The organism is Methylobacterium sp. 1A, assembly GCF_058072805.1.
This window is the reverse complement of the sequence record NZ_JBYQVE010000002.1, coordinates 1,138,607-1,160,326: the sequence shown is the minus strand read 5'-3', so window position 1 is coordinate 1,160,326 and position 21,720 is coordinate 1,138,607. Positions and strand designations below refer to the sequence as shown.

Annotated in this window: 19 protein-coding genes; 14 read left to right on the top strand and 5 right to left on the bottom strand. The window is 71.4% G+C overall.

Translation table 11 applies throughout. From position 1 onward, the window contains the following. Positions 1-13: 13 nt before the first annotated feature. The 5 genes from ACX9MN_RS25685 (at position 14) to ACX9MN_RS25665 (ending at position 6,791) form a co-directional block, all read left to right on the top strand. A complete protein-coding gene (locus ACX9MN_RS25685) occupies positions 14-1,285 on the top strand; it encodes a glycosyltransferase (RefSeq protein ID WP_489725807.1) in 1,272 nt (423 codons plus the stop codon). A gap of 330 nt (positions 1,286-1,615) precedes the next feature. Further along, positions 1,616-1,972, top strand: a complete 357-nt coding sequence (locus tag ACX9MN_RS25680; RefSeq protein WP_026605054.1) for a phasin — start codon at positions 1,616-1,618, stop codon at positions 1,970-1,972. A 244-nt stretch (positions 1,973-2,216) separates the two neighbouring features. Next, positions 2,217-2,789, top strand: a complete 573-nt coding sequence (locus tag ACX9MN_RS25675) for a hypothetical protein (RefSeq protein WP_489725806.1) — start codon at positions 2,217-2,219, stop codon at positions 2,787-2,789. A gap of 136 nt (positions 2,790-2,925) precedes the next feature. Continuing rightward, a complete protein-coding gene (locus tag ACX9MN_RS25670; protein ID WP_020093989.1) occupies positions 2,926-4,185 on the top strand; it encodes an N-acetylmuramoyl-L-alanine amidase in 1,260 nt (419 codons plus the stop codon). A gap of 170 nt (positions 4,186-4,355) precedes the next feature. Further along, positions 4,356-6,791, top strand: a complete 2,436-nt coding sequence (locus ACX9MN_RS25665; RefSeq protein ID WP_489725805.1) for a penicillin-binding protein 1A — start codon at positions 4,356-4,358, stop codon at positions 6,789-6,791. Between the two features lie 431 nt (positions 6,792-7,222). Here the strand turns inward: ACX9MN_RS25665 and purQ are convergent, their stop codons facing one another. The 5 genes from purQ to ACX9MN_RS25640 all read right to left on the bottom strand — a co-directional run bounded on the left by purQ (position 7,223) and on the right by ACX9MN_RS25640 (position 10,710). Next, positions 7,223-7,903, bottom strand: a complete 681-nt coding sequence (gene purQ, locus ACX9MN_RS25660; RefSeq protein ID WP_489725804.1) for a phosphoribosylformylglycinamidine synthase subunit PurQ — start codon at positions 7,901-7,903, stop codon at positions 7,223-7,225. Further along, a complete protein-coding gene (gene purS / locus ACX9MN_RS25655; RefSeq protein WP_020093986.1) occupies positions 7,903-8,142 on the bottom strand; it encodes a phosphoribosylformylglycinamidine synthase subunit PurS in 240 nt (79 codons plus the stop codon). Before purS ends, purQ begins: the two co-directional genes overlap by 1 nt. Positions 8,143-8,318: 176 nt before the next feature. Continuing rightward, positions 8,319-8,558: a hypothetical protein gene (locus ACX9MN_RS25650; RefSeq protein WP_012321282.1), complete on the bottom strand. Its 240-nt coding sequence runs from the start codon at positions 8,556-8,558 to the stop codon at positions 8,319-8,321. A 114-nt stretch (positions 8,559-8,672) separates the two neighbouring features. Then, positions 8,673-9,272: an ActR/PrrA/RegA family redox response regulator transcription factor gene (locus ACX9MN_RS25645; RefSeq protein WP_012321283.1), complete on the bottom strand. Its 600-nt coding sequence runs from the start codon at positions 9,270-9,272 to the stop codon at positions 8,673-8,675. 46 nt (positions 9,273-9,318) lie between these two features. Beyond that, positions 9,319-10,710, bottom strand: a complete 1,392-nt coding sequence (locus tag ACX9MN_RS25640; RefSeq protein ID WP_020093985.1) for an ActS/PrrB/RegB family redox-sensitive histidine kinase — start codon at positions 10,708-10,710, stop codon at positions 9,319-9,321. Positions 10,711-10,992: 282 nt separating this feature from the next. Between ACX9MN_RS25640 and ACX9MN_RS25635 the strand changes: the two genes are divergently transcribed. The 9 genes from ACX9MN_RS25635 (at position 10,993) to ACX9MN_RS25595 (ending at position 21,670) form a co-directional block, all read left to right on the top strand. Beyond that, on the top strand, positions 10,993-12,270 hold the full coding sequence (locus tag ACX9MN_RS25635; protein WP_020093984.1) for a polyhydroxyalkanoate depolymerase: 1,278 nt from the start codon (positions 10,993-10,995) through the stop codon (positions 12,268-12,270). 479 nt (positions 12,271-12,749) lie between these two features. After that, the gene (locus ACX9MN_RS25630; protein ID WP_489725803.1) at positions 12,750-14,336 is read left to right on the top strand and encodes an ABC transporter substrate-binding protein; all 1,587 of its coding nucleotides are present in this window, start codon (positions 12,750-12,752) and stop codon (positions 14,334-14,336) included. 266 nt (positions 14,337-14,602) lie between these two features. Next, positions 14,603-15,544, top strand: a complete 942-nt coding sequence (locus ACX9MN_RS25625; protein WP_020093982.1) for an ABC transporter permease — start codon at positions 14,603-14,605, stop codon at positions 15,542-15,544. Next, the gene (locus tag ACX9MN_RS25620) at positions 15,541-16,515 is read left to right on the top strand and encodes an ABC transporter permease (protein WP_082558120.1); all 975 of its coding nucleotides are present in this window, start codon (positions 15,541-15,543) and stop codon (positions 16,513-16,515) included. The genes ACX9MN_RS25625 and ACX9MN_RS25620 overlap by 4 nt, the downstream gene beginning before the upstream one ends. Continuing rightward, positions 16,515-17,528, top strand: coding sequence for an ABC transporter ATP-binding protein (locus ACX9MN_RS25615; protein ID WP_100252516.1), 1,014 nt, complete (start codon positions 16,515-16,517; stop codon positions 17,526-17,528). The genes ACX9MN_RS25620 and ACX9MN_RS25615 overlap by 1 nt, the downstream gene beginning before the upstream one ends. Beyond that, on the top strand, positions 17,525-18,541 hold the full coding sequence (locus ACX9MN_RS25610; RefSeq protein WP_489725802.1) for an ABC transporter ATP-binding protein: 1,017 nt from the start codon (positions 17,525-17,527) through the stop codon (positions 18,539-18,541). Before ACX9MN_RS25615 ends, ACX9MN_RS25610 begins: the two co-directional genes overlap by 4 nt. Positions 18,542-18,679: 138 nt before the next feature. Further along, a complete protein-coding gene (locus ACX9MN_RS25605; protein WP_489725801.1) occupies positions 18,680-19,819 on the top strand; it encodes an amidohydrolase/deacetylase family metallohydrolase in 1,140 nt (379 codons plus the stop codon). A gap of 155 nt (positions 19,820-19,974) precedes the next feature. After that, complete coding sequence (locus tag ACX9MN_RS25600; protein ID WP_056533735.1) at positions 19,975-20,745, top strand: ABC transporter ATP-binding protein; 771 nt, start codon at positions 19,975-19,977, stop codon at positions 20,743-20,745. Beyond that, complete coding sequence (locus ACX9MN_RS25595; protein WP_489725800.1) at positions 20,738-21,670, top strand: ABC transporter permease; 933 nt, start codon at positions 20,738-20,740, stop codon at positions 21,668-21,670. Before ACX9MN_RS25600 ends, ACX9MN_RS25595 begins: the two co-directional genes overlap by 8 nt. Positions 21,671-21,720: the final 50 nt, after the last annotated feature.

Genomic DNA, 21,720 nt, shown 5'->3' with positions numbered 1-21,720 from the left:
GGGAGGGTTCACCGTGCACGTCGTGATCCTGGCCGAGTTCGCGGCCGCCAGCGGCGGCGCCGAGAAGGTCGCGCTCGAATCGGCCCGCGGGCTCGCCGAGGCCGGCCTCGCCGTCACCTACATCCAGGCGATCCCGGGGCCCGTCGACCCGCTCCTCGACCATGCCGGCATCCGCCGGATCGACCTCGGCCTGCCCGACATCTGGTCGCTCGGCGCCGCGCGGGCCGTGGCCGCCGGGATCTGGCACGCGGCCGCCGCCCGCCGGCTCGCCGCCGCCCTCGCCGGCCTCGCGGCGCCGCCGGACTGCATCCACCTGCACCAGTGGACCCGGACCCTGTCGCCGGCGATCGTCCCGGTCCTGTCGGAGACCGGGGTGCCGCTGGTCGTCACGCTGCACGACTACGCCCTGGCCTGCCCGAACGGCGTCTACTACCGTTTCGACCGGGCCGAGCCCTGCGGGCTCGCGCCCCTGTCGGCCGCCTGCCTGGCGGCGCCCTGCGACCCGCGCAGCCGGGTGCACAAGGCCGTGCGCGTCGCCCGCGCCGCGGCGCTGCGTCAGGTCGTCGGCCGGGCCAGCCGGCGCCGCCCGCTCCACGTCGTCCATGTCTGCGACGCCAGCCGCCAGCGGCTCGGCGCCCTCCTCGGCGGCTACGCCCTAGCGCATCACAGGATCGACAATCCCGTCCGGCTCCCGGAGGGGCCGGCGGCCGAGCCCGCCCGCGGCGACGCCGTCGCCTATGTGGGGCGCCTCACCCGGGAGAAGGGCGCCGACCTCGTGGCCGACGCCGCCCGCGCCGCCGGGCTCCCGGCCCTGTTCATCGGCGCCGGGCCCCTGGAGGCGGAGCTGCGCGCCCGGGACGGCGTCGAGGTGATCGGCTGGCAGCGGCCCGAGGCGGTCTGGGCGACGCTCCGGGCCCGCGCCCGGGCGCTCGCCGCGCCCTCCCGCTGGTACGAGACCGGGCCGCTCACGGTCTACGAGGCGCTGGCGGCCGGCATTCCGGTCGTGGCTTCCGACCGCTCCGGCGCAGCCGAGAAGGTCCGGCACGGCCGGACCGGCTTCGTGGTCGCGCCGGAGATCGCGCCCCTCGCCGAGGCGTTCGCGGCGCTCCGGGACGACGCCCTGGCGGCCGCCCTCGGGGCCGAGGCGCGCGGCCTCTTCCGGGTGGCCCCGATGGGTCTGGCGGCGCACACGGCGGCGCTCCGCGCGCTCTACGCCGGCCTGGCCGAATCGGCGGCCGGTGCGATGCAGCATCCACCCGCGCTCGCCCTGGAGCAACGGTCCTGACTCGTCCGATGCGCTTGGTATACCAGAAGAATTCACGATCCGTTCGCGCCCCTATGGACAGGGAGATAGTTTTTTGCCAATCGGACTTTCGCCGGGATCAGCAATCTTAGCCGCCTGAGTCAATGGTGTAGCTTGCTCGCAACCTGCTATCGGGCCGCGGCACCGTGCCGATGACTTCGTGACATCATCGGATCGGAACTTTATCGGGCCTCCGGATCCGTGAGTGCGCCCCGAACCTGCACTTGACTTCTTGTTGCAGTGCAACATATAGAGGGGCGTCAACGCGGACGCATGCGGCGTCCCGCTCCAAGGATGATGCTGGAGACATCGATGCAGACCCCGAACTTCGAGATCCCGACCGAGATGCGCGACTTCGCCGACAAGAGCGTCGATCAGGCCCGGACCGCCGTCGGCACCATGATGGCGAACGCCGTGAAGGCCGCCGAGCAGGTCCAGGCCTCGGGCCAGACCTTCCAGTCGACCCTCAGCGCCGCGGTCGCGAAGGGGTTCGATCACGCGCAGGCCAACGCCAACGCGACCTTCGACTTCGCCCAGAAGCTGGTGCGCACGAAGGATCTCCGCGAGGCGTTCGAGCTCCAGTCCGAGTTCGTCCGCAGCCAGTTCGCCGCGCTCCAGGCCCAGGCCAAGGATTACGGCACCCTGGCGCAGAACGCCGCCGCCCGCTGAGGCCGGCCGCCCCGGTCCGCGATCGGGGCACGAAGACCGGGATCTGGCAGGGCCGTCCAGGCCCGCCGGATCCCCCGCTCTGACGCCCGGGCGTCACGGGCCCGGCGCCGACACCGCCGGCGAGCCGGCCGCGCACGACCTCCGGCCGCCGCTCCGTCGAGACGGGCCGACGCCGACAGGAGGAGATCGCGCGATGGGAAAGCCGCGTCGACCGAGGAGCCGTCCCGCCGGGACGCCCCAGCCGTTGCAGGACGCGCCGGCCACCCCCGAGATCCAGGCCACGGACGCACCGATCGCGGCGGATGACCCCGCTCGGGCGCCTGACCATTCGCCTGACCACTCCGCCGAGGCCGCCCGGACCGGCGCCGAGACGGTGGACGCGGCAACCGGTGGGGCGTCCGAAGCCGCAGCCGAGACCGCGCCCGACGGCGCGGTGGACGTCCCGTCCGACCCGGTGGCCACAGCCGCCGCGACGACGTCCGAAGCCGAGTTCGAAGCCGACTCCGGAGACGAGGCGGTGATCGACATCGCCCCCCCGCCGGTGCCGGGCGCGGGTCCGGGACTCGCCGCGGTCGCGAACCGAATCAGCTTCACCCCCGACCGCCTCGACGTCGTCGAGATCGGCTCTATCATCGCCCGCTACGTGCGCGGCGAGGGCGAGGCGGCCGTCGCGCATCTGCGGGCGCTCTCGGGTGCCCGTTCACCGGCCGACGTCATCCGCCTGCAGGTCGGCGAGGTCCAGCGGGCCGCCGACGCGTCCCTGACCTGCTGGGTCACGGTGGTCGGGCAGGCGAGCCGGGTCGTCGCGTACCGCTGAGGCGCGGCGCCCGGGCGGCCGGGACTTGTCGCATCCCGGCCACAAGGCCGGCCCGATCGAACCCGCGGCGGCAACGGCCCGTTAACCAAGCCGGTCCCATGCCTTAACGGAGGGCACGGGAGACGACACCGGACCGATGCCGAACTGCGCGCGCCTGATCCGTTCCGCATGGCTCCGCCTCGCCGTCGCGCTGCTGCCGGCGCTGACGGGGATGCCGGCTGCCGCGCAGAACGGCGAGAAGCCGGCCGTCGCCATCGGGGCCGACGTCGCGAGCCAGGCCGGCACCACGCGCCTCACCCTGACGCTGTCCCGGGCCGTCGAGGCCCGCGGCTTCGTCATGGAGCGGCCCGACCGGGCGGTGATCGACCTGCCCGAGGTCAACTTCCAGCTCGATTCCGGGACCGGCAGCCGCCGCGACGGCCTCGTGCAGAGCTTCCGCTACGGCCTGTTCGCGCCCGGGCGGTCCCGCATCGTGATCGACCTCACCGCGCCCGCCATCGTCGGGAAGATCGAGACCGCGACGCGGCCGCGCGACGGCGCGGTGCTGCTCACGATCCCGCTGCAGCGCGCCGACCGCGACGCGTTCCGCAAGGCCGCCGCCACCGCCGATCCCGCCCCCGCCCAGGCCCGCGCCGCGGCGCCGGAGCCCGCCGACCAGCGGCCGCTGATCATGGTCGATGCCGGCCACGGCGGCACCGATCCCGGCGCCATCGCGGTGGGCGGCGTGTTCGAGAAGGACATCGTGTTCGGCTTCGCCCAGGCCCTCGTGGCGAGGCTGGAGGCGGGCGGCCGCTACCGGGTCCGCATGACCCGCGACCGCGACGTGTTCGTGCCGCTGGCCGAGCGGGTGCGCCTCGCCCGCGACGCCAGGGCCGATTTGTTCGTGTCGATCCACGCGGACTCGATCTCGGCGGCGCCCCAGGTGAGCGGCGCCACGATCTACACCAATTCCGAGAAGGCCACGGACGCCGAATCCGCCAAGCTCGCCGAGCGCGAGAACCGGGCGGATTCCGCCGCGGGCGTCGACGCCGCCGAGGCGCCGCCGGACATCGCCGACATTCTGCAGGAGCTGACCCTGCGCGAGACGCGGGGCTTCTCGTCGGGCTTCGCCCGCACGCTGATGGGCCAGCTCGCCCCCGTGATGAAGATGAGCGCCAAGCCCCACCGCGAGGCGCGCTTCGTGGTGCTGCGCTCCCCCGACGTGCCGAGCGTGCTCGTGGAGCTCGGCTACCTCTCCAGCAAGCGCGACCTGGAGATGCTGCAATCGCCGGAGTGGCGGGCCGACGTCACCGGCTCCATGGCCAAGGCGATCGACCAGTTCTTCACCAACCGCGCCACGCTCGGCCGGCCGGCCCCGACGCGCCGCGCGGCCGCCGCCGCCCCAGTTTCACCATAGATAGAGTGTCGATACGGGACGTCCGACGCCCCGTCGCACGGCCGCCGAAACCGGCATTCCGAGGGGGTCTCACGGGACCGTCCGGGGGCCGGCCGCGCAGCGCGCGGGGTGCACGCGCCGGATGAGCCGATTCCGGCATTCGGCCGGGCCAGCGACGAGCGGAACACCGGATGCGTCTGATCCTCCGTTTCTTTGGGATCCTGTTCAGCGCCGCCGCGGTGCTGTTCGTGGTCGGCGCGGCGGTGGGCGGTTACTTCTACTGGAAGTACAGCCAGGACCTGCCCGACCACGCCGCGCTCTCCAATTACGAGCCGCCGGTGATGACCCGCGTCCACGCGGCGGACGGCTCGCTGCTGGCCGAGTACGCCCGCGAGCGCCGGCTGTACCTGCCGATCCAGGCGATGCCGAAGATCGTCGTCGCGGCCTTCCTGTCGGCCGAGGACAAGAACTTCTACAAGCACGGCGGCATCGACCCCGAGGGGATCGTGCGCGCCTTCCTGACCAACGCCAAGTCGGGCAAGCGGCAGGGCGCCTCGACCATCACCCAGCAGGTCGCCAAGAACTTCCTGCTCTCCTCCGAGCAGACCTACGACCGCAAGATCAAGGAGGCGCTGCTGGCGCTCCGGATCGAGGCGGCCTACTCGAAGGACAAGATCCTCGAGCTCTACCTCAACGAGATCTTCCTCGGCACGATCGTGCCCGGCCGCAACCTGCACGGCGTCGCGGCGGCCGCGCTCGACTATTTCGGCAAGTCGGTCCACGAGCTGACCATCAACGAGGCGGCCTACCTCGCCGCCCTGCCGAAGGGGCCGAACAACTACCACCCCTACCGCAAGACCCAGGCGGCCCTCGACCGCCGCAACGAGATCATCCGCCTGATGGCGGAGAACGGCTACATCACCCGGGAGGAGGCGGATTCCGCCAAGAAGATGCCGCTCGGCGTCAACCCGCGCGTCGCCTTCCCGAACGCCGCCAACGCCAACTACTTCACCGAGGAGGTCCGCCGCGAGATCTCCGAGCGCTACGGCGAGAAGAAGCTCTACGAGGGCGGCCTCTCGGTGCGCACGACCCTCGACCCGAAGATGCAGGCCTGGGCCCGCAAGGCGCTGGTCGACGGCCTCGTGCGCTACGACCAGGCCCATGGCTGGCGCGGTCCGGTCACCAAGGTCGACCTGACCGGGCGCGACTGGGGCATGGCGGCGGCCGAGGTTCCGGCGCTCGGCGACGTGGCGCCCTGGCGGCTCGCCGTGGTGCTGGGCAACGGCGGCGGCGGCGTGCAGATCGGCCTGCAGCCCCGGCGCGAGGCCTCCGGCCAGGTCGGCAAGGACCGCGAGACCGGCGTGATCGTCCCCGAGGGCATGCGCTGGGCCGGCCGCGCCAACCTCCAGCCCGGCGACATGGTCTATGTCGAGGCGATGGACGGCGGCCGCGGCCAGTTCCGCCTGCGCCAGAAGCCCGAGGTCTCCGGCGCCATCGTGGCCATGGACCCGAACACGGGCCGCGTGCACGCGATGGTCGGCGGCTTCTCGTACGACGAGTCCGAGTTCAACCGCGCCACCCAGGCGATGCGCCAGCCCGGCTCCTCGTTCAAGCCGATCGTCTACTCGGCGGCGCTGGACAACGGCTACACCCCCGCCTCGATCATCCAGGACACTCCGATCACCATCGAGGCCGGCCCCGGCCAGGAGGCCTGGACGCCCTCGAACTACGACGGCAAGTCGGGCGGCCCGCACACCCTGCGCTACGGCATCGAGCACTCGAAGAACCTGATGACGGTCCGGCTCGCCAAGGATGTCGGCATGCCGCTCATCGCCGAGTACGCCCGCCGCTTCGGCGTCTACGACGACATGCTGCCGGTGCTGCCCATGTCGCTCGGCGCGGGCGAGACCACGGTCATGCGCATGGTCACCGCCTACTCGATGCTGGCCAACGGCGGCCGGCGCATCCGGCCGACCCTGATCGACCGGATCCAGGACCGCATCGGCGAGACGATCTACCGGCACGACAACCGCAAGTGCATCGGCTGCGACGCCGAGAAGTGGTCGGGCCAGGACGAGCCGAAGCTGGTGGACGATTCAGAGCAGGTGCTCGACCCGCTGACCGCCTACCAGATGGTCTCGATCATGGAGGGCGTGGTCCAGCGCGGCACCGCCACGATCCTGAAGCAGATCGGCAAGCCGCTCGCCGGCAAGACCGGCACGACGAACGACGCCAAGGACGCGTGGTTCGTGGGCTTCTCGCCGGACCTGGCGGTCGGCATCTATATCGGCTTCGACAAGCCCCGCTCGCTCGGCGACCGCGCCACCGGCGGCGGCCTGGCGGCGCCGATCGCCCTGGAGTTCCTGAAGACGGCCCTCAAGGACAAGCCGCCGACGCCGTTCCGCGTGCCCCCGGGCATCAAGCTGATCCGCATCAACCTCGCGAGCGGCACCCGCGCCGGCTCGGGGGAGGGCGCCGGGACGATCCTGGAGGCGTTCAAGCCGGGCACCGCGCCGCCGGATTCCTACTCGGCACCGTCCTCCGGCGGCGGTGGCGGCCAGGCGGCCGCCCCGGCGGCGGTCGCGCCCGATCCCGACCGGGCCGCTCAGGCCGGCGGATTGTACTGAGGCGGCTCGCCCCGCCCAGCCGCTGTCAGCCGAGATCGCTCTCAGCCCAGGTCGGGTCCGCCCGGCCTGGGCTCTCGCGTTACGGATCCGGGGCGACGGTGCGACGGACGGGTCATCGCCGGGGCGAGAGGCCCGCGATCGCGACCGGCGCCGTCCGGGATCGCGCAGCTTTGCCCGAAGAGCCGGAAGGTGCGGCGGCCAAGTCCGCGCGGGCCGTTCTCGGGCGAGACCCGCCCCTCGGCACTGACCCGCGTCGCGCTCCGCAGGCGCACAGAAAAAAGCCGCCCCGGAGGGAGCGGCTCGAGGAGTCATCAGGGAGGCATCAAAACAGAGCGGACGAACATGTCCAACTCGACATCCAGATCACTGGATGCCTGTTTATGCCTCGAAAACCTTAATGCGGAGTTAAGGTGCGTTCTCGCCCGTCGATCTCAGGCCGCCAGACTGTCGAAAAGCCCGCGCCCGTCGGTCCCGCCGACCAGATCCTCGACGAAGTTCTCCGGGTGCGGCATCATCCCGAGGACGTTCCCGGTCTCCGACAGGACGCCCGCGATGGCGTTGAGGGAGCCGTTGCGGTTCGCCTCGACGGTGACCGCCCCGGTCGCGTCGCAGTAGCGGAAGGCGACCCGGCCCTCGCCCTCGATCCGCGCCAGGGTCTCGGGATCGGCGAAGTAGTTGCCTTCGCCGTGGGCGACGCAGACGTCGATCACCTGGCCCTGGGTGTAGGCGCTGGTGAAGCGGGTGTCGGTGCGCTCCACCCGGAGCGTCTGCCGGTGGCAGATGAAGCGCCGGTCGATGTTGCGCATCAGCACGCCGGGCAGCAGGCCCGATTCGCACAGGATCTGGAAGCCGTTGCAGATACCGAGCACGAGGCCGCCGCGGGCCGCGTGGGCCCGGACCGCGTCCATGGCCGCGGCCCGGCCAGCGATGGCGCCGCAGCGCAGGTAGTCGCCGTACGAGAAGCCGCCGGGCAGGACGGCGAGGTCGGTGCCGGCGGGGAGCGCGTGGTCCGCGTGCCAGACGAGGCTCACCTGCGCGCCGGAGCGCCGCAGGGCCCGGACGACGTCCGACTCGCGGTTGGAACCCGGGAAGACGACGACCGCGGCGTGCATCAGAGGATCTCGATCGCGTAGTTCTCGACGACGGTGTTGGCCAAGAGCTTCTCGCAGGCCGTGCGCAGCGTCGCCTCGGCGGCGGCGCCGTCGGCTGCCGACACCTCAATGTCGAAGACCTTGCCCTGACGGACGCCGTCGACGCCCTCGATGCCGAGGGACCTGAGGGCGGCCTCGATCGCCTTGCCCTGCGGGTCCAGCACACCGGTCTTCAGGGTGACGATGATACGGGCTTTCATGGATCTACGGGTCTCACGCGTGTCAGGACGGGGGTGTGACCTGCGACAACGTCACACAGACCGTCGCCGGTCGCTTCTAACAGGAAGGCCGGCGCACTGTCGAACACGCCGCACGCATAGGGATCATTCCGCTGCTGGATGCAACTTGAACGGAAAAGTCGCCCGTGCGCGCTCGTTCAGCGATGCGCCGCCGGAGCCGGGCCCCGCAGGGGCTCGATGCTGGTCGCCCGGCGCCAGAGCTGGAGCATGATCCAGGCCGCGAACAGGCTGAACAGCCCCATCAGGACGTGCCCGACCCGGTCGCCGAGATCGAAGATGCCCGCGATGGCCCAGCCCGCCGCGATGGCCACGGCGAACACCTCGGTGCCGACGAGGACCATCATGCTGATGATGGTGATGGCGTTGCGCCCGTTCACGAGATCCGCCCTCGAAAAGATTTCGGGCCCCGGACGAACCGTCCGGGACCCGCGCAGCTAGCCCACAGAGGCGGGGCGATGCAACCGACCGGACGGCGCCGGAGCGGTCCAGCCTCAGCGCGGCGCGCGCTTGGCCAGGATCCGCTGCAGGGTCCGCCGGTGCATGTTGAGGCGCCGGGCGGTCTCGCTGACGTTGCGGCTGCACAGCTCGTAGACGCGCTGGATGTGCTCCCAGCGGACCCGGTCCGCCGACATCGGGTTCTCGGGCGGGTCGGCCCGCTCGCCCGGCTGCGCCATCAGCGTGCCGTGGATCTCGTCGGCGTCGGCGGGCTTGGCGAGGTAGTCGAAGGCGCCGAGCTTCACCGCGGTGACCGCGGTGGCGATGTTGCCGTAGCCGGTGAGGATCACGCCGCGGGCCTCGGGCCGGCGCTCCTTGAGGCGGGCGATCACGTCGAGGCCATTGCCGTCGCCGAGGCGCATGTCGATCACCGCGAAGGCGGGCGCGCGCGCCTCGACGGCGGAGACGCCGTCCGCGACGCTATCGGCCACCTGCACGTGGTAGCCGCGGCTCTCCATGGCGCGCGCGAGGCGGGTCTGGAAGGGCTTGTCGTCGTCGACGATCAGCAGGCTGCGGTCGGAGAAGGCGGCCAGCGGATCGGCATCGTTGATCACGGCGGGGTCGGTCGCCGCCGAGGTCCCGGGCTGCGTGAGCATCCGGCACTCCTTTCGGGTTTTTGTCGTCGGGTTCTTGGTCTGTCCCTCATATAGGTACGGCATCGCCCGGTGGCAGGGGGGCGCGGATACTGAGTTCCGGAGAATGTCGCGGCGCGGCGCCGCGCTCGAAGATGTGGCGGGCCCAGGAGACGCGCACGATCGCCCCGTGGGCGTCCGGCGCCGCGACGTTCATCAGGGCGAGCTGCGCTCCCGAGCGCTCGATCAGGGTCTTGGCGATGAACAGCCCGAGGCCGAGGCCGGCCCCCACGGTCCCACCGGATTGCGGCCGGTCGTGGCTGCGGGTGGTCACGTAGGGCTCGCCCGCCCGCAGCAGCACCTCGCTGGAGAAGCCCGGGCCGTCGTCGCGGATCTCGATCCAGACCCGGTCGGGCGTCCAGCGCCCCTCGACGGTGACGCCGGCCTCGGCGAAGTCGACGGCGTTGTCGAGGATGTTGGCGAGCCCGAACATGACGCCCGGGTTGCGCCGGCAGGCCGGCTCCGGCCCCTCGCCGGCGCTGGTGACGGCGAGGGCGGCGCCGAGTGCCCGCTGCGGCGCCACCAGCTCCTCCACGAGGTGGCTGAACGTCACCGTCTCCAGGAAGCCGGCCCCGGCCCCGTCCCCGTCGAGGGAGGTCAGCTTGCCGAGGATGCCGCGGCAGCGGTCGACCTGCTCGCGCAGCAGGTTGAGATCCTCCGCCACCGCCGGCGAGGCGGTGGGGCCGAGCTGGCGAATCAGCTCCTTGGTCACCACCATGATCGTGCCCAGCGGCGTGCCCAATTCGTGGGCAGCCGCGGCCGCGAGCCCGTCGAGCTGCGACAGGTGCTGCTCGCGGGCGAGCACCAGCTCGGTGGCGGCGAGCGCCTGGGCGAGGAGCCGGGTCTCCTCGGCGACCCGCCACGCGTAGACGCCCGTGAAGGCGGTGCCGAGCAGGATCGCGGTCCAGACGCCGGAGACGTACAGGAACGGCAGCTCGATCCGCCCGTCCGCGAACCAGGGCAGGGGCCGGTGCACCAGGGCGAGCAGCGTCGCGAGGCCCACCGCCAGGAGGCCCAGCGCCAGGGTCCGCTCGGGGGGCAGGGCGGTGGCGGAGATCAGCACGGGGGCGAGGAACAGCAGCGAGAACGGGTTCTGGAGCCCGCCCGTGAGGAACAGCAGGGCCGCGAGCTGCACGATGTCGAAGGCGAGGAGCAGGGCCGCGGAATCGTCGCTGAGCCGGTAGCTCGCCGGGAAGCGGATCCGCAGGGCGAGGTTCAGCCAGGACGAGGTGGCGATCACCAGGAAGCACCAGCCGAACGGCAGCGGCAGGCCGAGGCCGAACTGCGCCCCAACGACCGCCGCGCTCTGGCCCGTGATGGCGAGCCAGCGCAGGCGGACGAAGGTGTCGAGCCGCAGGTGTCGCGCGTCGCGACCGAGGCCGCTGAGATCGGTATCGGGCATGGGCTGTAACGGGCTGTATCGGTGCGTCGCCGGACGGACCCGCCGGCGCGGCGTCCCGTGGACTCCCTTCGCATGACGCGGCGATGGGAATCCCGGCTCACCGCCCCGGACACGTCGTCGCTGGCGGACGATCGCCCGCGGACGTGGTCACAGGCAAGTCGCCGCAGCTCCGGGATGTTCCGCCCGCGTTCAGGGTGGAGCATTATCCTACCGACTCGGGTTGCAGGGGGTATGGGCCGCGCGGCTCGATGCCCGCGGCCGGAGCGAGACCGCGAGGTGACGATGCTGCTGGCCTATTCCCTGTACGAGGGCGCGCGCGCCCTGATGGCGCCCGCCCGCGTCGCCGCCGACCTCACCCGCTACGGGCTGCAGATGCCGGGCAATCCCCTGGCCTACGGACCCTATGCCCGCGCGGTCAGCGCCGGCTGCGAGATGTTCGAGCGCGTCACCCGCCAGTACGGCAAGCCCGCCTTCGGCTTCACCGAGACGGTGGTGGACGGCGCGGCGGTCCCGGTCACCGAGCGGGTGGTCTGGGAGCGGCCGTTCTGCCGCCTGATCGCCTTCGACCGCGCGTTCCCGGCGGCCCCCGCGGAGCCGCAGCCCAAGCTGCTGATCGTCGCGCCGATGTCGGGGCACTACGCCACGCTGCTGCGCGGCACCGTCGAGGCGATGCTGCCGAACCATCGCGTGTTCATCACCGACTGGACCGACGCCCGGATGGTGCCGCTCTTCGCGGGCCAGTTCGATCTCGACGACTACATCGACTACCTGCAGGAGATGTTCGCGGTCCTGGGGCCGGACCTGCACGTCATGGCGGTGTGCCAGCCGGCGGTGCCGGTCTTCGCCGCGGTGGCGCTGATGGAGGCGGCCGACGAGCCGGCGGTGCCGACCTCCATGACCTTGATGGGCGGCCCGATCGACACCCGCCGCTCGCCCACCGCGGTGAACTGCCTCGCGCAGGAGCGTGGCCAGAAGTGGTTCGAGCAGAACACGATCAGCCTCGTGCCGCCGATCTACCCGGGCGCCTGGCGCCGGGTCTATCCGGGCTTCCTGCAGCTGTCGGGCTTCATGGCGATGAACCTCGACCGCCACGTCACCGCCCATTCGGACATGTTCGACCATCTGGTGACGGGCGACGGCGACTCGGCCGAGAAGCACCGCGAGTTCTACGACGAGTACCTCGCGGTGATGGACCTGACGGCCGAGTACTACCTCCAGACCGTGCAGACCGTGTTCGTCGACCACGCCCTGCCGACGGGACAGATGACGCACCGCGGCACGCCGGTCGATCTCGGCGCCATCCGCCGTTGCGCGATCCTGGCGGTCGAGGGCGAGAACGACGACATCTCCGGCGTCGGCCAGACCAAGGCGGCCCTCGACCTGACGCCGAACCTTCCGGAGGCGCGCAAGGCCTACCACCTCCAGGCCGGCGTCGGCCATTACGGGGTGTTCAACGGCTCGCGCTACCGGTCGGTGATCGCCCCCCGCATCGCGGCCTTCATCCGCGCCATGCAGGCGGTTCCGGGCGCGCGGGGCGGCCACCTGCGGCAGGTGGGCTGAGGCGTCCATTCCGGTGCCCGCCGCCCCGGCTGGCCCTCCTCCGCGGGGGGCTCGCGGACCCACACAGCGCGGGCCGAAGGGCGAGGGGATCTCCGGCCTCACGCTCGATCCCGAGCTGCGAAACGCTGTGCGATCCCGTTTCCGATCGATGAAGTCGGCATAGCCGTCATCGCTGCGCTCGCGATGACGGTGCGGGACATGTCGACCGAGACGCCGCGCGCTCCGCGATCATGAATACATAACGCAGTGACGGCCGGGCTGGCGCGGGCCTTGCGAGACGCGGCCCGTGAGTTCGAGCCGCACCGACACAGCCCCTCTCCATGCCGCCGTCGCCCCGAGGCCGGCGGCGGTGCGGACGCGCGCCCGGACGTCGTTGTCACCACGGGCCATTGCGCCCGCGCATCAGAACCGTTCAAACTCGCCCGCAAGGTGCGGGCCGGCGACCGATGCTTGAGATCCGCACCGCCAGGGAGAAGACGATGGACCGCAGGACCTTTCTCAAGGGTTCGGCTGCGCTCGGTTTGGCTGCGCCGCAGCTCGCGCGGCCGGCCCTGGCGCAGGGGGGCAAGGTCCTGCGCTTCGTGCCGCAGGCGAACCTCGCGAATTTCGACCCGATCTGGGGGACCCAGTACGTGGTGCGCAACGCCGGCACCCTCGTCTGGGACATGCTCTACGGCGTCGACGCGCAGCTGAAGCCGCAGCGCCAGATGGTCGAGTCCGAGGAGGTCTCGGGCGACAAGCTGACCTGGACCTTCCGGCTGCGCCCCGGCCTGAAGTGGCACGACGGCGAGCCGGTGCTGGCCAAGGACGTGGTGGCGAGCCTCACCCGCTGGATGGCCCGGGACCCGATCGGCCTGATGATCCGCGGCATCCAGGACGACCTCGCGGCGACCGACGACAGGACCTTCCAGTGGCGCCTGAAGAAGCCGTTCCCGAAGCTGCTCTACGCGCTCGGCAAGACCAACGCGCCGATGGCGCTGATGATGCCGGAGCGGATCGCCAAGACCGACCCGTTCACGCAGATCACCGAGTATGTCGGCTCGGGCCCGATGAAGTTCGTCCGCAACGAGTGGGTGCCGGGCGCCCGGGCGGTGTTCGAGACCTTCACCGACTACAAGCCCCGCGACGAGCCGAATTCCTGGCTCGCGGGCGGCAAGCGCATGCTGGTCGACCGGGTCGAGTGGGTGATCATGCCGGACGCCGCCACCGCGTCGGCGGCCCTGCAGAACGGCGAGGTCGACTGGTGGGAGAACCCGATCTCCGACCTCGTGCCGCTGCTGCGCAAGAACAGCAACCTCAACGTCGACATCGCCGACCCGCTCGGCAATGTCGGGTCGTTCCGGATGAACCACCTGCACCCGCCCTTCGACAACCCGAAGATCCGCCAGGCGGTCATGACCGCGATGAGCCAGGAGGATTACATGCGGGCGATCGTCGGCGACGACGACGGCCTGTGGAAGACGCTGCCGGGCTTCTTCACGCCGGGCACACCCCTCTACAGCGAGGCGGGCGGCGGCAATGTCGGCAAGGGCGACATCAAGCTCGGCCAGAAGCTGCTCAAGGAGGCCGGCTACAAGGGCGAGCCGGTGGTCTGCATCGTGGCGCAGGACCAGGGGATCACCAAGGCGCAGGGCGACATCACCGCCGACCTCCTGAAGAAGATGGGCTTCAACGTCGACTTCGTCGCCACCGATTGGGGCACCACCGGCACCCGCCGGGCCTCCAAGGCGCCGCCGTCTCAGGGCGGCTGGAACATGTTCCACACCTGGCACGCGGGCGCCGACTGCATCAATCCGGCGGGCTACCCGGCGGTGCGGGCGAGTGGCGACAAGGCGTGGTTCGGCTGGCCGAACATCCCGCCGGTGGAGACCGCCATCGCCGAGTGGTTCGACGCCGCCGACCCGGCCGCCGAGAAGGCCGCCATCGACAAGGTCAACGCCGCCGCCTGCGAGGGCGTGGTCTACGTGCCCACCGGGTTCTTCCTCGGCTACCAGGCGTGGCGCAAGAACGTCTCGGGCATCGTGAAGGGGCCGATCCCCTTCACCTGGGGCGTGTCGAAGGCGTGATGGCGCCCGCTCTCGCCACATCGGGTCGCCCGACTCGCCCGGTCTCTTGGGCGGGCTCCCGGCTTCGGATACCGCGCTCGGCAACGCGGTCGCGGGACGGGGCGCGGGTCCCCTCTCCTGTCCCTCTCCCGCACGGGAGCGGGGGCGCGTCGCGCTCCGCCGCCGGCGTTCGCGCCCGACCCGGACGCGTGAAGGTCGGCACCCGCGAGGGGGGCAGGGGCGGCCGCACCCGCCGCGCCCTCCCGCCCACAGCCTAGCGAGGCCCCATGCTCGGCTATATCGGCAGGCGCATCCTCGCCACCATCCCGGTCATGGCGGTGGTCGGGCTGTTCGTCTTCAGCCTCCTCTACTTCGCCCCGGGCGACCCGGCGGCGATCATCGCGGGCGACCAGGCGACCCCCGACGACGTCGCCCGCATCCGCGCCACGCTCGGCCTCGACCGGCCGTTCCTGGTGCGGTTCTGGGAATGGTCCTGGCAGATCCTCCACGGGGATCTCGGCACCTCGATCTTCACCAACCTGCCGGTCACCACCATGATCGGCCAGCGGGTGCAGCCCACCGTCTCGCTGATGCTCGTCACCCTGGTCTTCGCCATCGTGGTGGCGGTGCCGCTGGGCGTCGTCGCCGCCTGGAAGGCCGGCAGCCTGATCGACCGCCTCGTGATGGGGCTCGCCGTGACGGGCTTCTCGGTGCCGGTCTTCGTGGTCGGCTACATCCTGGCCTACGTCTTCGCCCTCGAGCTCGGCTGGCTGCCCGTGCAGGGCTACACGCCGATCGAGCAGGGCGTGTGGCCCTGGCTGTCCAACCTGATCCTGCCGGCGGTGACGCTCGGTCTCGTCTACATCGCGCTGATCGCCCGGGTGACCCGCGCGACCATGCTCGACGTGCTCCAGCAGGATTACGTGCGCACGGCCCGGGCCAAGGGGCTGTCGCAGGGGCCGGTCCTGTTCGTCCACGCCCTCAAGAACGCCGCGGTGCCGATCGTCACCGTGATCGGCATCGGCATCGCGTTGCTGATCGGCGGTGCGGTGGTGACCGAGACGGTCTTCGCGATCCCCGGCCTCGGGCGCCTCACCGTCGACGCGATCCTGCGGCGCGACTACCCGGTCATCCAGGGCGTCGTGCTGCTGTTCAGCTTCGTCTACGTGCTCGTGAACCTCGCCATCGACCTCTTCTACACCGTGCTCGACCCGAGGATCCGCTATTGACCGCGACCGTCGCGCCCTTCCCCAGCAGCGCCCCGCAGGCGGGCGCCCCGCCCGAGGGGATCACCCCCAAGGCGCCCCCGCCGCCGGGCCTCGCCGTCGCGGCGCCGCTGCCCGACGTCATCCCGGCCCGCAAGCGCCGGGGCCGGGTCTGGACCTATGTGCGCCGCAACCCGACCATCGTGGTCGGCGGCGTGCTGCTCCTCATCGTCTTCCTGATGGCGGTGCTGGCCCCCTATCTCGGCACCGTCGACCCGACCGCCCTGGCGCCGGCCAAGCGCACCCGGGCCCCGTCGGCGCAGTACTGGTTCGGCACCGACATGCTCGGCCGCGACGTCTACTCGCGGGTGGTCTACGGCGCCCGGGTCTCGCTGCTGGTCGGCTTCTCGGTGGCGTTCCTCGCCTCGGTCGCCGGGCTCGCGGTCGGCCTCGTCTCCGGCATGGTGCGCTGGCTCGACGGGATCGTCATGCGGGTCGTCGACGGCATGATGTCGATCCCGCCGATCCTGCTCGCGGTCGCGCTGATGGCGCTCACCCGCGGCTCGGTCCAGAACGTGATCATCGCGATCACCATCGCGGAGATCCCGCGCGTCGCCCGCCTCGTGCGCGGCGTGGTGCTGTCGCTGCGCGAGCAGCCCTACGTCGAGGCGGCGGTCACCACCGGCACCCGGATGCCGGCGATCATCTGGCGCCACATCCTGCCCAACACGCTGGCGCCCATGACCGTGCAGGCGACCTACATCTGCGCCTCCGCGATGATCACCGAGGCGATCCTGTCGTTCATCGGCGCGGGCGTGCCGCCCTCGACGCCCTCCTGGGGCAACATCATGGCCGAGGGCCGGGCCCTCTGGCAGGTGAAGTTCTACATCATCCTGTTCCCGGCCATCTTCCTCTCGATGACGGTGCTCGCCGTGAACCTCGTCGGCGACGGCCTGCGCGACGCCCTCGACCCCCGCATGGCGAAAGACGTCTGATGAGGACCGGCAGCATGAGCGGCACCCCCCTCCTGTCGATCGAGAACCTGCAGGTCCATTTCCGCACCCCCGACGGGGTGAACCGGGCGGTGGACGGGGTCTCGTTCGCGATCCAGTCGGGCGAGACCCTGGCGATCGTGGGCGAGTCCGGCTGCGGCAAGTCGGTGACCTCGATGTCGATCCTGCGGCTCCTGCCCGAGCCGCCGGCCCGCATCGCCGGCGCGATCAAGTTCGAGGGCAGGAACCTCCTCGACCTGCCGAACAGCGCCATGCGCAAGATCCGCGGCAACGACATCAGCGTGATCTTCCAGGAGCCGATGACCTCGCTGAACCCGGTGCTGACGGTCGGCCGCCAGATCGGCGAGACCCTGCGGTTGCACCAGGGGCTCGGCCGCCGGGAGGCCGAGGAGCGGGCCGTGGAGATGCTGACGCTGGTCGGCATCCCCGAGCCGCGGCGCCGGGTGCGGGAATACCCGCACCAGCTCTCCGGCGGCATGCGCCAGCGGGTGATGATCGCCATCGCGCTCGCCTGCTCGCCGAAGCTCCTGATCGCCGACGAGCCGACCACGGCGCTGGACGTGACCATCCAGGCCCAGATCCTCGACCTGATGCGCGACCTGAAGGCCCGGGTCGGGGCCGCGATCATGCTGATCACCCACGATCTCGGCGTGGTGGCCGAGGTCGCCGACCGGGTGGTGGTGATGTATGCCGGCCGCAAGGTCGAGGAGGCGCCGGTCCGCGAGCTGTTCCGGTCGCCGCGCCACCCCTACACCCGCGGCCTGATGGGGGCGGTGCCGAAGCTCGGCGCCGTCGAGCACGGCGCCGACGCGCGGCTCGCCGAGATCCCCGGCATGGTGCCGAGCCTCAAAGGCCGGATCGAGGGCTGCGTCTTCGCCGGGCGCTGCCCGGACGTCACCGACCTGTGCCGCGCCTACGCGCCGGCCCTGGAGCCGAAGGCGCCGGGCCACCTCGCCGCCTGCCACTACGCGCCGAAGGACGCCCTCGCGGCATGAGCGCCACGCCCGCACCCGCCGCCCGCACCCTGCTGGAGGTCAACGACCTCAAGAAGCACTTCGCCCTCGGCGGCGGCCTGTTCGGCCAGTCCAAGCGCGTGCTCAAGGCCGTGGACGGCCTGTCCTTCACGGTGGCCCGGGGCGAGACCCTCTCGCTCGTCGGCGAGTCCGGCTGCGGCAAGTCCACCGTCGCCAAGGCGCTGATGCGCCTCTACGCGCCCACCGCCGGCCAGGTGGTGCTCGACGGGCGCCGCATCGACGACCTCTCGGCCGGGGCGCTGCGGCCCCTGCGGCGCCACATCCAGATGGTGTTCCAGGACCCGTTCTCGTCGCTCAACCCGCGGATGCGGGTGCGGGCGATCCTGGCCGAGCCGATCCGCAATTTCGGGCTGGCCCGCAACGGCGCCGACCTCGAGGTGCGCCTCGCCAGCCTGATGGAGCGGGTCGGCCTGCCGCGCGAGGCGCTGGGGCGCTTCCCGCACGAGTTCTCCGGCGGGCAGCGCCAGCGCATCGGCATCGCCCGGGCGCTCGCCGCCGAGCCGGACCTGATCATCTGCGACGAGGCGGTCTCGGCCCTCGACGTCTCGGTGAAGGCGCAGATCGTCAACCTGCTGCGCGACCTGCAGCGCGAGCTCGACCTCGCGATGCTGTTCATCTCGCACGACCTCGCCATCGTCGAGCACATGACCCACCGCGTCGCGGTGATGTATCTCGGCAAGATCGTCGAGATCGGGCCGCGCCGGGATCTCTTCCTGGCGCCCAAGCACCCCTACACGCAGGCGCTGCTCTCGGCGGTGCCGATCCCCGAGCCCGGGGCCGGGCGCACCCGCATCGTGCTCAAGGGCGACGTGCCGAGCCCGATCAACCCGCCCTCCGGCTGCCGCTTCCACACCCGCTGCCCGCACGCCTTCGACCGCTGCCGGACCGAGGTGCCGGGCCTCGACGCGGTCGGCGCCGGCCATCTCGCCGCCTGCCATCTCAACGACACGGCCGCCCCCGCCCGGGCGGCCTGACGGCGCCGTCCTCGCGAGCGCGGCGAAGCGACCCAGGGCAGCGCGCGATCCCCGAGCGTGGCGGATCCCTGGGTCGCTTCGCTTCGCTCCGCTCGCGAGGACGGGTCGGATTCCCGCGAACCACATCCGGAGTCTCTCGTGCAGCACGACCTCATCCTGAAGGGCGCCCGGGTCATCGACCCGTCGCAGAACCACGACGGGATCTGCGACGTCGCCTTCGCGGACGGCCGCGTCTCGGGCTTCGGCCGCGACCTGCCGGCGGGCCCCGGCACGCAGGTGCGCGACATGGAAGGCGCGATCGTCACGCCGGGCCTGATCGACTTGCACACCCATGTCTACTGGGGCGGCACCTCGCTCGGCATCGACGCCGACGATTTCTGCCGGACCTCGGGGGTGACCACCTCGGTCGATACCGGCAGCGCCGGGCCCGGCAATTTCGCCGGCTTCCGCAGCCACGTGATCGAGCGGTCGCAGGCGCGGATCCTCGCCTACCTGCACGTCTCCTTCGCCGGTATCTTCGGCTTCTCGAAGACCATCATGGTCGGCGAGAGCGAGGACCCGCGGCTCATGGCGCCCCGGGAGGCGGTCGAGGTCGCCGACGCCAACCGGGACGTGATCGTCGGCATCAAGGTCCGGGTCGGGCGCCACGCCTCGGGCGACCAGGGCACCGCGCCCCTCGACATCGCCCTGCAGGTCGCCGAGGAGACCGGCCTGCCGCTGATGGCCCATATCGACGAGCCGCCGCCGAGCTACGAGCAGGTGCTGGCCATGCTGCGGCCCGGCGACGTGCTGACCCACGCGTTCCGGCCGTTCCCGAACTCGCCCATCACGGCCCAGGGCGCCGTGAAGCCGGCGCTTCGCGAGGCGCGGGCGCGGGGCGTGCTGTTCGACATCGGCCACGGCAAAGGCTCCTTCGCCTTCAGGACCGCGCGGGCCATGCTGGCGGGGGGCTTCCTGCCCGACACGATCTCGTCGGACGTGCACCAGCTCTGCATCGAGGGGCCGGCCTTCGACCAGGTCACCACCATGTCGAAGATGCTCTGCCTCGGCATGAGCCTCACCGAGGTCGTCGCCGCCTCCACGGTGAACGCCGCCGTGGCGCTGAAGCGGATGGAGTACGGGACCCTGAAGGTCGGAGCGCTCGGCGACGCCACGGTGCTGGCGGTGCGGGACGGCGCGTTCGACTACGTCGACACCCGGGGCGAGCACATGACGGGCGACCGGCGGATCACCGCCGAGGGCGTGGTGCTGAAGGGCCGGTGGTGGCACCCGGCCTGACCCGTCGGGCCTGACGATCGGGACGAAGATCCCATCGCATACAAAATATCGACCTTTACAGCCTCTTCCGCGGGCCGATACACTTTCCCGTGAGGGGCGGACCATCTCCGGCCCTCAGCGAAACGCGGTTCAAACCGCGGCGCCAGGGAGGATGGATGGACACGGGTCAGCCTCTGCTGGAGGTCGACGGCGTCACGCTCCGCTACAAGACGCCCGAGCACCTCGTCACGGCCACCTACCGGGTGAGCTTCCGGGTCTGGCCCGGGGACCGGTTCGTCCTGCTCGGGCCGTCGGGATGCGGGAAGTCGACCCTGCTCAAGGCGGTGGGCGGCTACATGGCGCCGACCGAGGGCGAGATCCGCCTGAAGGGGCGCCCGGTCACCGAGCCCGGCCCCGACCGGATGATGGTGTTCCAGGAATTCGACCAGCTCCTGCCGTGGAAGACGGTCCGGCAGAACGTGGTCTTCGCCCTCGAGGCCTCGGGCCGGCTGAAGGGTCGCGAGGCCCTGGACCGGGCGAACCTCTACATCGACAAGGTCAACCTCACGAAGTTCGCCGACAGCTACCCCCACACCCTGTCGGGCGGCATGAAGCAGCGCGTCGCCATCGCCCGCGGCATGGCGATGGAGCCCGACATCCTGCTGATGGACGAGCCCTTCGCGGCGCTCGACGCGCTGACCCGGCGGCGCATGCAGGACGAGCTGCTCGCCCTGTGGGAGGGCACGCGCTTCACCGTCCTGTTCGTCACCCACTCGATCCCCGAGGCGATCAAGGTCGGCTCGCGCATCCTGCTGCTCTCGCCCCATCCCGGGGAGGTGAAGGCCGAGCTCAACAGCGCCGAATCGCCGGAGGCGGCGCTGCAGCTCGAGGGCCGGATCCAGCACATGCTGTTCTCGGAAGAGATCCAGGAGGCGGAGAATGTCTAGCGCGCAAGCCCTGAGCGGCGCCCCGCTGGCCGGGCCGAGCGCCGCGCCGCGTCTGTCGTCCCTGCCGCCGTCCGGCCGGCCCGAGATCGTGCGCGAGACCGGCCACGCCCACGGCGCCACCGTGGTGGAGAAGCCGCTGTCGGTCGCCGAGCGCCTCTACAACCAGGCGTGGCTGCGCAAGGTCGTGATCCTCGTGCTCCTCGCCGGGATCTGGGAGGCCTACGGGCGCTACCTCGACAACGACCTCCTGTTCCCGACCTTCACGGCGACCGTGGAGGCCTTCTTCCGGGGCATCGCGGACGGCACGCTGCCGGCCCGGGCCTGGAGCTCGCTGAAGGTACTGCTCATGGGCTACGCCGCCGGCGTCGCCCTGGCGACCCTGCTCACCGGCGTCGCCATCGCGTCGCGGATCGGGACCGACCTGCTCGAGACGCTGACGTCGATGTTCAACCCGCTGCCGGCGATCGCGCTCCTGCCCCTGGCGCTGATCTGGTTCGGCCTGGGCAACGGCAGCCTGATCTTCGTGCTGGTCCACTCGGTGACCTGGGCGATCGCCCTCAACACCCATTCGGGCTTCCTGTCGGTCAGCCGCACGCTCAAGATGGTCGGGCGCAATTACGGGCTGTCGGGCCCGCGGCTGATCGGCAAGATCCTGATCCCGGCGGCCTTTCCCTCGATCCTCACCGGCCTGAAGGTCGGCTGGGCCTTCGCGTGGCGCACCCTGATCGCCGCCGAGCTGGTCTTCGGGGTGTCGTCCGGGGCGGGCGGCCTCGGCTGGTTCATCTTCGAGAACAAGAACATGCTCGACATCCCGAACGTGTTCGCCGGGCTGCTCACCGTGATCCTGATCGGTCTCGTGGTCGAGAACCTGATCTTCCAGACGATCGAGCGGCGCACCGTCCAGCGCTGGGGCATGCAGGCCTGAGCGGGGGCCGGCCTCGGGCGAAGCGCTTCGCCCGAAGCCGGCCCCGATCT

What these genes read in the sequence shown, in the direction of transcription:
- ACX9MN_RS25680 (WP_026605054.1), top strand. Translation starts at nt 1,616, where the DNA reads ATGCAGACCCCGAACTTCGAGATCCCGACCGAGATGCGCGACTTCGCC.
- ACX9MN_RS25670 (WP_020093989.1), top strand. Translation starts at nt 2,926, where the DNA reads ATGCCGAACTGCGCGCGCCTGATCCGTTCCGCATGGCTCCGCCTCGCC.
- ACX9MN_RS25665 (WP_489725805.1), top strand. Translation starts at nt 4,356, where the DNA reads ATGCGTCTGATCCTCCGTTTCTTTGGGATCCTGTTCAGCGCCGCCGCG.
- purQ (WP_489725804.1), bottom strand. Translation starts at nt 7,903, where the DNA reads ATGCACGCCGCGGTCGTCGTCTTCCCGGGTTCCAACCGCGAGTCGGAC.
- purS (WP_020093986.1), bottom strand. Translation starts at nt 8,142, where the DNA reads ATGAAAGCCCGTATCATCGTCACCCTGAAGACCGGTGTGCTGGACCCG.
- ACX9MN_RS25645 (WP_012321283.1), bottom strand. Translation starts at nt 9,272, where the DNA reads ATGCTCACGCAGCCCGGGACCTCGGCGGCGACCGACCCCGCCGTGATC.
- ACX9MN_RS25640 (WP_020093985.1), bottom strand. Translation starts at nt 10,710, where the DNA reads ATGCCCGATACCGATCTCAGCGGCCTCGGTCGCGACGCGCGACACCTG.
- ACX9MN_RS25635 (WP_020093984.1), top strand. Translation starts at nt 10,993, where the DNA reads ATGCTGCTGGCCTATTCCCTGTACGAGGGCGCGCGCGCCCTGATGGCG.
- ACX9MN_RS25630 (WP_489725803.1), top strand. Translation starts at nt 12,750, where the DNA reads ATGGACCGCAGGACCTTTCTCAAGGGTTCGGCTGCGCTCGGTTTGGCT.
- ACX9MN_RS25625 (WP_020093982.1), top strand. Translation starts at nt 14,603, where the DNA reads ATGCTCGGCTATATCGGCAGGCGCATCCTCGCCACCATCCCGGTCATG.
- ACX9MN_RS25615 (WP_100252516.1), top strand. Translation starts at nt 16,515, where the DNA reads ATGAGGACCGGCAGCATGAGCGGCACCCCCCTCCTGTCGATCGAGAAC.
- ACX9MN_RS25610 (WP_489725802.1), top strand. Translation starts at nt 17,525, where the DNA reads ATGAGCGCCACGCCCGCACCCGCCGCCCGCACCCTGCTGGAGGTCAAC.
- ACX9MN_RS25600 (WP_056533735.1), top strand. Translation starts at nt 19,975, where the DNA reads ATGGACACGGGTCAGCCTCTGCTGGAGGTCGACGGCGTCACGCTCCGC.
- ACX9MN_RS25595 (WP_489725800.1), top strand. Translation starts at nt 20,738, where the DNA reads ATGTCTAGCGCGCAAGCCCTGAGCGGCGCCCCGCTGGCCGGGCCGAGC.